Source organism: Mycobacterium sp. (assembly GCF_008709575.1).
GTDB lineage: Bacteria > Actinomycetota > Actinomycetes > Mycobacteriales > Mycobacteriaceae > Mycobacterium.
Genome location: NZ_VYIK01000473.1, coordinates 340 through 600, shown reverse-complemented (window position 1 = coordinate 600; position 261 = coordinate 340). Strand labels below are relative to the sequence as shown.

Below are 261 nucleotides of genomic sequence, written 5' to 3'. Positions count from 1 at the left end.
CTCAACGAGGTGGACAAGGTGGCGCCCTATGAGCCCTCCGGTGAAGGATTTGGCCTGCAGGACGCGGCGTTTTTGGCGGCCAACGGCTTCAACGTGGTGCGGCTGGGCGTTCAGTGGGCCGGTGTGGAGCCCGAGCCCGGTGTGATCGACTACGCCTACCTCGCCTCGATCGCGCAGACCGTGCAGACCCTGGAAGACCACGGCATCTATGTTGTGCTCGACATGCACCAGGACAACTACAGCAGCGTGTTCGCAGGCGAC

1 protein-coding gene is annotated in these 261 nt (G+C 63.6%); it reads left to right on the top strand.

All coding sequences use genetic code 11. The features are described 5' to 3' along the window. Window positions 1-18: 18 nt before the first annotated feature. A partial coding sequence (locus F6Q13_RS19645; protein ID WP_293060063.1) for a cellulase family glycosylhydrolase occupies window positions 19-261 on the top strand: 243 nt, incomplete at its 3' end.